At 43.2% G+C, this 9,522-nt stretch carries 12 protein-coding genes; 11 read left to right on the top strand and 1 reads right to left on the bottom strand.

Translation table 11 applies throughout. From position 1 onward, the window contains the following. Window positions 1-66: 66 nt before the first annotated feature. On the bottom strand, window positions 67-1,941 hold the full coding sequence (locus M9194_RS20615) for an ATP-binding protein (RefSeq protein ID WP_250614591.1): 1,875 nt from the start codon (window positions 1,939-1,941) through the stop codon (window positions 67-69). Between the two features lie 164 nt (window positions 1,942-2,105). Between M9194_RS20615 and M9194_RS20610 the strand changes: the two genes are divergently transcribed. The 11 genes from M9194_RS20610 to M9194_RS20560 all read left to right on the top strand — a co-directional run bounded on the left by M9194_RS20610 (window position 2,106) and on the right by M9194_RS20560 (window position 9,516). Further along, on the top strand, window positions 2,106-2,516 hold the full coding sequence (locus tag M9194_RS20610) for a hypothetical protein (protein WP_250614590.1): 411 nt from the start codon (window positions 2,106-2,108) through the stop codon (window positions 2,514-2,516). A gap of 12 nt (window positions 2,517-2,528) precedes the next feature. Further along, on the top strand, window positions 2,529-4,004 hold the full coding sequence (locus M9194_RS20605) for an EscC/YscC/HrcC family type III secretion system outer membrane ring protein (protein ID WP_250614589.1): 1,476 nt from the start codon (window positions 2,529-2,531) through the stop codon (window positions 4,002-4,004). A gap of 9 nt (window positions 4,005-4,013) precedes the next feature. Continuing rightward, window positions 4,014-5,240 (top strand): type III secretion system inner membrane ring subunit SctD, encoded by a 1,227-nt coding sequence (sctD, locus tag M9194_RS20600; RefSeq protein ID WP_250614588.1) that lies wholly within the window; start codon window positions 4,014-4,016, stop codon window positions 5,238-5,240. 13 nt (window positions 5,241-5,253) lie between these two features. Continuing rightward, window positions 5,254-5,475 (top strand): EscE/YscE/SsaE family type III secretion system needle protein co-chaperone, encoded by a 222-nt coding sequence (locus M9194_RS20595; protein WP_250614587.1) that lies wholly within the window; start codon window positions 5,254-5,256, stop codon window positions 5,473-5,475. A 418-nt stretch (window positions 5,476-5,893) separates the two neighbouring features. Continuing rightward, a complete protein-coding gene (locus M9194_RS20590) occupies window positions 5,894-6,598 on the top strand; it encodes a helix-turn-helix domain-containing protein (protein WP_250614586.1) in 705 nt (234 codons plus the stop codon). 38 nt (window positions 6,599-6,636) lie between these two features. Next, a complete protein-coding gene (gene sctF / locus M9194_RS20585) occupies window positions 6,637-6,852 on the top strand; it encodes a type III secretion system needle filament subunit SctF (protein WP_250614585.1) in 216 nt (71 codons plus the stop codon). Further along, entirely contained in the window at window positions 6,849-7,184 is a 336-nt protein-coding gene (locus tag M9194_RS20580; RefSeq protein ID WP_250614584.1) for a DUF1039 domain-containing protein, read from the top strand. The genes sctF and M9194_RS20580 overlap by 4 nt, the downstream gene beginning before the upstream one ends. A gap of 13 nt (window positions 7,185-7,197) precedes the next feature. After that, window positions 7,198-7,527 (top strand): type III secretion system inner rod subunit SctI, encoded by a 330-nt coding sequence (gene sctI / locus M9194_RS20575; protein WP_250614583.1) that lies wholly within the window; start codon window positions 7,198-7,200, stop codon window positions 7,525-7,527. Then, window positions 7,524-8,246, top strand: coding sequence for a type III secretion system inner membrane ring lipoprotein SctJ (gene sctJ / locus M9194_RS20570; RefSeq protein ID WP_250614582.1), 723 nt, complete (start codon window positions 7,524-7,526; stop codon window positions 8,244-8,246). The genes sctI and sctJ overlap by 4 nt, the downstream gene beginning before the upstream one ends. A gap of 2 nt (window positions 8,247-8,248) precedes the next feature. Continuing rightward, complete coding sequence (locus M9194_RS20565) at window positions 8,249-8,851, top strand: type III secretion system domain-containing protein (protein WP_250614581.1); 603 nt, start codon at window positions 8,249-8,251, stop codon at window positions 8,849-8,851. After that, window positions 8,848-9,516 carry a hypothetical protein gene (locus tag M9194_RS20560; protein ID WP_250614580.1) on the top strand — a complete coding sequence of 223 codons (669 nt, stop codon included), beginning with the start codon at window positions 8,848-8,850 and terminating at the stop codon, window positions 9,514-9,516. Before M9194_RS20565 ends, M9194_RS20560 begins: the two co-directional genes overlap by 4 nt. Window positions 9,517-9,522: the final 6 nt, after the last annotated feature.

The following is a 9,522-nucleotide window of genomic DNA, read 5'->3' as shown; positions in this document are numbered from 1 at the left end:
CTAACAGGGCACCTGTATAAAACTGGTAACTGTTAGATCAAGTCTGAACTTCTACAGTTGAGTCTATCATCCGTTTTCCAGTGAGGTTTCCATAATCTTTTCTAAACTCATTAGGTTTTGCCGAGTAATGGCGTGCCCCATTCGATATTCGGACTCCAGTTGCTCGGCGGCTTCAGACAATAGCGTTAACCCACCAAGTGCTGCTGAACCTTTAATGGTATGGATATGGTTCATTAGCTTCTCTTTGTTCTCAAACACGTGGTATTTTAGTGCTAAGTTAAGCTGTTTTTTAAGATCCGACATTAGTTTACGATTCATTTCAGGATCGTCAGATTGCAGTAAGTTTTGATCGCCCTTGCTTGCGGGAGTAAGGTCGATACCCCTTGCCACCTGTGTATGGCAAGCACTGAGTATGGTCTGATACAGGGCTTTCATCTTCAAGGGTTTTTGGAGATATTCATCAAATCCAGCGTGCTGAATTTGCTGTTTTTCTTTGGGGTGCGTGTTCGCTGTTAACGCGGCGATAAAGCAATCAGGATCCAAGACGCCTTCCTCAGTCCTCCATTTGCTGATTAACTCTAGCCCATTCATTCTTGGCATGCGAATATCCATTAACACCAAATCAAAAATTTGTCGTTTGGCCATATTCATTGCGTCAAAACCATTCGAAGCTTTATAAACACTATGCCCCATTTTTTCGACCATTTGTCCGATGATAGCGGAATTAGCTTCAATATCATCAATGATCAATATCTTAAGACGCCAGCATATCTTTGGTGTAGGTTCGAATTCAGTGTTGGGCTTAGAGGAAAAAAACATATCTTGAATTGTGTGGTAAAGCCGGCCACATAGAAATTCGTAATCAGGGTTCTGAAGGGGGCTTTCATTGTCTAATATTGGTCGAATGCCCCATAAAGAGAGCTGTGAGTGGAGCGCTAAAGGTGCGCTAACGGGTAACTCGGGAAAACGCAGAGGTTGCAAATCACCTTTAAGCGGGATGTTCACCGAAACCTTTGTCCCTTTTCCCAGATCACTTTCTAGCTTGATTGTTCCGCCCATTAACCCTACTAGTGAGCGAGTGATAGCAAGTCCTAATCCAGAGCCTTGGCTATCATCAGTACATTGCGTGTACGGCTGAAAAATAAGTTGTTGCATCGGTTTCTCGATACCCATACCTGAATCTTCAACAGAAATATGTAGTTGTTGGCCACTACTATCTACATATAAAAATATAAAACCTTGCTCTGTAAATTTGATGGCATTGCCCAATAAGTTCACCAATATTTGTTTAATTCTTGTTGGATCGACAATCGCTTTTTGCGGAACTTGTTTTGTAGCCAAGATTCTCAATTGCACATTTTTATTATTTGCTTTTGTCGCAATGGTTAACATGGCCTGATCAAATATTGGCAGCAATTCAGTGCTTTTCATGGCTAATTTCATTTGTCCTGCTTCAATTCTAGAAAAATCTAACACGTTATTGATGACTTCTAGTAAACCATCTGAACATTGCGCCGCAAGCTCCACTAAATCAGATTGAGAATAATCGAGATCCGATCGTTTAAGCAGTTCTAAAGCGCCAGTAATACCGTTTAATGGTGTGCGAATTTCGTGGCTGATTGTGGTTAGGTGTTCACTTTTAAGCTGGTTTTGTAACTCAGATTGCTTTTTGGCGCGTACTTGCTTCAGTGTATGCCTTTCTAACGGAATAAATAATACCAGTATAATAATCAACAAAATAAAAAGGTGAATGACGTGCGTCGGAAGAAAGTCATAAAAGAATGGGGCATTACGTATATATTCAATTGCACGCATTCTTAGGCCCATTTCAGTCCCATGTTGATTGCTTGGCAACGTATAAAATAAGCCGACGAGATCGATGACGAAAAATATGATCAAAAATAGGTAAATCAGCCGAGAACTTCTTGTAAACCCAGTCACTTATACCACCAATTATCTGAGTGAAACTGTTTGCATTATTACAAACGGTGAAAGAATCAGGCTTTTAAATTTGTGCATTCTATTTTATCTAAGGTAAATACCTGATGGGCACTCGAGGGCAAATTTTCGAAAATAGAGACATTATTTGATAGCGGAATGATTGAATGAGATATCCCTCAATTTGGCAAACGCTCCAGCGTTGCGATCTGGTGTTGGTGGAATCATGCCGCGAAACGCGGGCCGTCCTAGATATTTCCGGTAGTTATTCCAAAGCGCTCGAGGGGGAATACGGGCTGTGTATTGGTATTGAAATACAGTTCGAAACCTTCAGTCAGGCGAGTTTAAATCGTGCGTCTTTGTTGTTGGCTGCCAGCGATGAAACTTTAGACCAAGCGATTCTTCCCGAGGCGGATCGCTGGTTTCTTTGGCAACGATACCAAGAGGATTTATCCACGGACGAATTGAATCAACGGCTGGAAGCTCATCATTTATTGGCCAAATATATTTCTTCCGGATTGTGTAAAAGCACACTACAAAATCGGGAAGATATGCTTGAGCTTGTCAATTTGGTTTAAAGGCTCGTGACTATGAAGAGATTGATATTATTTGTACTTTGTTCTTGTTTCTCGTTAATGACCATAGCGGCCCCGATACCTTGGCACGGTAGCGATTTCTTTATGATCACACGAGGCATGAAACTTTCCTCGTTACTAGAAGCGTTTGGCGCGAACTACAACGTGCCGATGATCATTGACCCTAGCATTCAAGATACTTATATCGGGCGGATTGAAAGCGAGTCTCCAGATAAAATCCTGCAACATTTATCCAGCACTTATAGCTTGGCCTACTATTACGATGGCTCCTCTCTTTATATTTATAAATCCAGTCAGATAGAACATCAGCTCGTGAGCCCGAGATACATGCAAGCGACCAGTATTGCTGCTTATCTCAGAAAAATGGGCATGGCTTCATCTCGGTATTGCTCTTTTAAAAAGGTTCCACAGGTGAACGCTCTAGAAATCTCAGGTGTGCCTGTGTGTGTGACTAGAGTAACGCAACTAGCGACCAGCCTAGACGAGAAAGTATTACACCAAGCTCAAAATAAAGAAACGATTCGAGTGTTTCCGCTCAAGTATGCATCTGCATCAGACAATGTGTATGAGTATCGAAATCAGCAAGTGAAGGTGCCAGGCGTGGTATCTGTGCTTGAAAAAATGGCTCAAGGCCATTCGTTGCCCATTGACGGTAAGGCCAGTCAAGCTTCCGTTTCTGGTGCGAGACTTCCCGTTTTTTCTGCCGATCCAAGACAAAACGCCATAGTAGTACGTGACAGACAAGCCAACATGCCACTGTATAAAGATCTGATTGCTCAACTAGATAAGAAACAGACTCAAATTCAAGTCACGGTTGAAATTATTGATGTTGACGCAAGTAATATAAACAACCTTGGCATTGATTGGTCTGCGTCAGCAAAAATTGGTGGTGGGCGTGTCGACTTTAACTCTGGCACAAGTACGGCCGATGGCGGTTTTTCTACTCTAGTGAATGATACCGGCAGCTTCTTAGTCAAACTGAGTGCGCTTGAGCAAGACTCAAAGGCTAAAGTATTATCCAGACCTTCAGTTGTCACGTTGAACAATGTGCAAGCCGTTCTAGACAAGAATGTCACATTCTATACAAAAGTTTCTGGTGAAAAGGTGGCGAATCTTGAGTCTGTCACTTCTGGCTCCTTATTACGAGTGACACCAAGACTGATTGATGATGGGGGCAGTAAGAAAATTTTACTGACGTTGAACATTCAAGATGGTCGTCAACTAGCACAGAAAACCAGTGACTTACCCCAAGTCCAAAACTCTGAAATCGCCACGCAGGCAACACTTAAGCCAGGTCAGAGCTTGTTATTGGGTGGGTTTGTACAAGATGAAGACCAAGTACAGAAGAACAAAATTCCACTTTTAGGTGATATCCCTTTACTTGGGAATTTGTTTAAGAGCGAGAGTCATACCAAAAGAAGTGTGATTCGTTTATTCCTGATAAAAGCTTCGCCAATTTCACTTGGCTAAGGAGAAAACGTGCGCTCTACATGGAAATTGTTGATCCTCAGTGGTCATTTGAGAGGACGTGAGCTTAAGTTGCCAGAAGGCGAGTTTACGATTGGCTCGAAAGATGCCGACCTCTCAGTGCTACTGGATGAAGACAAACAAGCAACCTTATTGGTTAGCGAAGAAGAAATCCGAATAAAAGAAGAGTCAGTGCCAATGTGGTATGAGGGAGAAGCCCAAGCAGAGCGATCTCCTATACCTCCATCCACTATTATTGATTTGGCGGGCTTTAGCTTTCTGTTAGGAGCTGAGGACCAAGATCTGACATTAGCCGACGTACCTGCAAGGCAAAAACATACGGAAAAGGGTGGCAGGAATTGGCTTGCGATCATTTGTTTAAGCTTGTGTTTAGTGTTTGCCATTGGAGTCGCGGTATTTTCTTGGATAAACCTCAACGCACCGCCCATCGTCAAATTTGACCCTAAGGCTTGGGTTGGCCAAGAAATTAAGCAACCAGGCTATGGAAAGCTGGAACTGTCTTGGTCAGGTAACGGTATTTTAACCCTAGGTGGCTATTGTCAAAGTGTCTCTAAGTACCAGTCTTTATTGGGACGGTTAAACGGCTTAGGTATCCATTATAAGAATCAAGCAATATGCCAAGAAGACATCGTCCACAATGTCTATTTTGTATTGCAGCAGAATGGGTATGCACACGTGATGGTGCATTCAGGTAAACAGCTAGGTACTGTGGTCATTTCAGGAAATATTTCCGCCGACAAACAGTGGCAATCTGTCAGTCAGTTGATTGCGCAAGTAAAAGGGCTTCACTCATGGGAAGTGAAAAGTGAGAAAGAAGAAGGGCTAGGAGAGCTAGTTGAAAAGCTTAAACAGACTCATCTGCTCGATAAATTGAGCCTTTCACGTAACGGCAATACGACAACCATCACTGGTAGTCTGGGTAGTAAAGATGAAGCGCTACTTAATAAGGTATTGAAGCAATACAGGACCGATGCCCCGAGCAATGGGCGAGTCATCTATCAGAATATTCCAGTGAGTCAGTCGATGTTGAGCCTGTTTCCATCAGCAATTCGTAGTTTTGGCGGTAACGCTAAGAATCCTTACCTTATCTTGGCAAACGGCATGAGAATTCAAGTCGGAACTCGTTTGCCAGACGGTTTTGAAGTATCCAACTTGGATACGACAAGTGTGGAGCTGGTAAAAGATGGTCAGTTATTACATATCCCATTAACGCTATAGAGGTCATTCGCCCATGGCAAGTATTACTCAATTAGAAGACAAGTTAAAAGCTGACGACTCAGGGAGCTATCGTCAAACACTACTTAGCTTCCTTGATGAACACATTATTCGGCTGGAGGCTTGTTGCCGTAAAGGCAGCGAGCCACAAGTTTACGAGAAACATCAAGCGCAGATTTATGCCTGCAAAACATCAAAGCAGGTTATCACAACGTTATGGCGACGTTACCACGGTTAAGTGTTGCGAAAGCTCGCATTTTAATCGTTCAAGATATATACCCAAATTACTTCGAGATACGAGCTTCAGCGAGATAGATAAGGCTTCAATGCTAGGCAGAGATGTGAGGCATAGTTATTCTACGTTGAACATTCCTAACAACGCAGTGAAGCCTTATCTACTCGCCCTTTGGGAGCGGTGTGAGTGGCCGACTTTCGCGTCAAAGGTCTTTGAAATGGATGGCCATTCCTGCAGACCTTTTCCTTAAATTCGGTCACTCACATCGCTCTGAATCCTGCATCTTGAAGTAATTTGGGTATATTGCCTTAAGATACAAGGTGTTGGATCTAAGGTGTAGACCTGATAGAGCTTCTTGATAAGAAACGTCATTATGCTTTATATCAACAGGAATCATTAATTTCGACAGTGGGGTTATCCAATGAAAACGATTCAGTTTATTTTTTGTACGGGACCGATTCAAGTCGTTGTGAGAGATAAACCCTACGCTTTCACACAAAATAGCTTGGTCGTGACAGACGATACTGCTTCGGTCACAGGAGCCAGTCGGGATAACTGGACAAGCTATTTATTCTATATTGGTGATTTCCAACGAGTTTACAGAGAACTGTATGACCTGTTGGAGCCAAGCTCGTTTGTTATTGGCGGTACCCAAGAAGCGTATAATGTTCCCGTTGATAATGAGATTATTAAAGTGTCTCAGGATCTAGGCAAAGTCAGTCGAAAGACATTATTGCAGTTTATCTATTCCTATTGCTTAGGAATGGATAGGCAGTACTTTTCTCAACTATTGCACAGCCTCGTCGACGCCAACAAAGAATTTTTCGAGTACCTAGAAAGCAACTTTTTAAACCCGTGGCCAGTTGCGAAATATGCGGAAGAGCTGGGTATTACGGTGAGAAAACTCAATATTCTGTTTTATGAAAAGTTTGGTATCTCCGCCAAGCACTGGTTGATTGAACGCCGTTTGGAACACGGCCGAGAGATGCTGCTCGCGACTAGGACCAAGATTTCTGATATCGCAATGGATTGCGGATTTAGTAACCATGCTCACTTCTCTGACTGTTTCAAGAAAAAGTATGGTTATTCTCCCACACATATTCGAGAAGTGGCTCAAGCTAACTAAGCTTGGCTGACACTCATACCGAAGCAAACGGAGGCAGTATGGACTTACAACAACTTACTAATCAATTGTCGAGCCTTGCAGGACAAGCGTCGCAGGAAATTCAAAGCAAAATGACGGCGACCGATCTGCAAGATCCTGACAAATTGCTACAAGCGCAGTTTGCTGTTCAGCAGTACTCGACGTTCGTCAACTATGAAAGTGCCATTATAAAGACGATTAAAGACATGCTGAGCGGGATTATTCAAAAGATATGAATGAATCAGAAAGAGAGTTATCAAAATTGCTGGTTGAAGTCGCGTTTGCTTCTGTGAATAACAACATGAGGCGAGAAGCGGAACAACTTCATGATGTGCTTCCAAAGTTAGGGATTAATGAGGCGTTAAGCAAAGTGTGTCAGTCGATTCTTTGCTTCGGAATGCAAAAGAATTCACGTGCATCAGAGCTTGTTCAAGGCTCGGATATGATTGAAGCGCAAGCCATGAGAATCATGCTTGGTGAGAGTCATTCATTGGAATTAGACAAGTTCAACGAACAAGAGCCAGCGGTACAACTAATCAAATTGTTATCACAACAAAGAGAGCGTTGATATGGATGTAACTATGATCCAAAAAGTAGCTCAGTCTACCGGGAATGTCAGCCAAGAGTCGTTAGAACCTAGCCCTCACCAAGTTGACGTGTTTAAACAAATGATGAATCCCCCTACCGAACCAAGCGCTGAGCAAAGCATGCTTTCTGGGATACAAGAGACGGGCAAGAGTATCAGTGCAGCACTAAAAAGTATCAACCTTGAATCTGCCCATCAGCTCACCCCTGAAAAATTACTGAGCACTCAGATAAACGTGATTCAGTCTGTCGTTGAAGTTGAATTGGTCGCGAAAACGGCGGGCTCAGCTTCTCAATCCATCAATAAATTGACGAGTATGCAATGAAGTTAGTTCACTTTCGATGGAGTTTCATTTTGGTAGTCCTATTGCTGGTGGGGTGTAAAGAAAATCTTTACAACAACCTGCCAGAAGAAGAGGCCAACCAAATGTTAGCGCTCCTTATGTTAAATAAGATACAAGCCGCCAAGGAAGTGGACAAAAACGGCACCGTGACACTCGCAGTGGATAAAAAGCAGTTTATCAACGCGGTTGAGTTGCTTCGACAAAATGGTTTTCCTAAGCGAAAACGCGTCGACATCAATCAAGTTTTCCCTTCTGGGCAATTGGTGACGTCTCCTGAACAAGAAAAAGCTAAGATGAACTATCTGAAAGAGCAGCAACTAGAGCAGATGTTCTCTGATATGGACGGTGTGATCGAAAGTAGTGTGTCTATCGCAGCAGACAAAACCGATGATACAGGAAGGCAAAAGACGGCGCCTTCTGCAGCCGTGATGATTAAGTACTCACCTGAGGTCAATATTAGCGTCTATCGAGATCAAATAAAAAGCTTGATTCACGACAGTATTCCGGGAATAAGCTACGACAATATTAGTATTATGATGGTTCCAGCGACCTTCAGATATAGCTCGAACGAAACCAAAAATACCAGTACAAAAGTGTATGCGGATAAAACTGATACCCTGATTTTATATGCTGGCATTGGCGGTGCGGTGTTCGCTCTGTTTAGCATTTTAATGTTGCTGTTTAGAAGCAGGCCACATTAAGTATGGCGTTGGATTTAGCGACGGCAAGCTGGCATAAGCTGGCTTACACACCGGGAAAGTGGATGTCCTTATCATGGTGGGAGGCGCTGGAACTTTCACCGTGGAAAGGGCTTTATCCGCAATCGCGCCAATGCCAACAGGCACTGGATACGCTTATATGTATGAAGCGAGGCTTTCCTAGTGACAGTCCGTTTTTGCCTACCACTCAGTGGCAAAAAACCTTGTTGGAAGACGTTGAAAACTTGCCTAAATTGTTGACTGCACTTGGGTTGATCAGGTTGGCGAGGCCCGACTTTTTGATGCTTAAAAGTAATAAAGCCACATTGCAGTTGTATTTGCCATCAGAAGACCTGGATCAGCTGCTGGCGATATTTCCACAAGAACAATTTATTGATGATCGAATTAAGGTACAAGTCGAGCCGACCTGTGATCAAAACCTACCACACCTTGCGTTGTATCTTGGATGGTCTGGCCTATTTCAACCTGATCCTGTTTGGCAAGCGCTCGCTGTTGTATTTCCCGCCAGCTTTACAACCCAAGAAGTGAGTGGAGAGATCTTTCACTTGTTGCAGCAATGGTATATTCGCCTTCGGAGGTTGTTATGAACCCGTTTAAATTTCCTGTCTCTCGTTTGCAGGAGTGTTCATATCCGGGAGACATTATTCCTAAAACGGAGCTTGAACATCTTAATCACGCGCAATCTGTTTTGGATGAAGCTAGGAAGCAGGCGCAAAACATTATCGCTGAGGCCGAATCCGAGTTACACCAAGCTAAAGCCGATATTCAACAAATGCGAGCAGATGCTAGGTTCAAAGCCGAACAAGAAGCGGTGTCTATCGCGCAAAAAGAAACCGATCAAGCCATTGCTCGTACCATCGAATGGATTGCGGATGAAATTTCCTTAGAGCAACGTGTGGCCGCCAACATGGGTGAGAGAATTCGCACTCTCGTGGCGCAAGCGGTGACAGAGTATTGCGCTCAGCAAGACGTGAGCGAAATATTAGTACGTAGATTGAGTAGGCCAATTGAAGAGCAATTGTTAAAAGGGAATGTCCAGCTTAAGGTGAACTCACAGATGCTTTCTGCTATCGAGTTAAAGTTACCTAAGGGCAATGGGTTAGAGATTGTGGCCGATGATTCACTATCCAAAAATCAGGCATGCCTTGAAACCGCTTTGTTGAGAATGGACTTAGACTTAGACCTTCACCTGCAATCAATTCTTGATAACTTGATTGGTGAATCTAAAGCTCAGGCTTGCAATTCATATTGAGTTTGG

It is taken from the genome of Vibrio sinus (genome assembly GCF_023634645.1).
GTDB classification, from domain to species: domain Bacteria; phylum Pseudomonadota; class Gammaproteobacteria; order Enterobacterales; family Vibrionaceae; genus Vibrio; species Vibrio sinus.
Note: the sequence above shows the minus strand (reverse complement) of the source record. Positions and strands in the feature narration are given on the sequence as shown.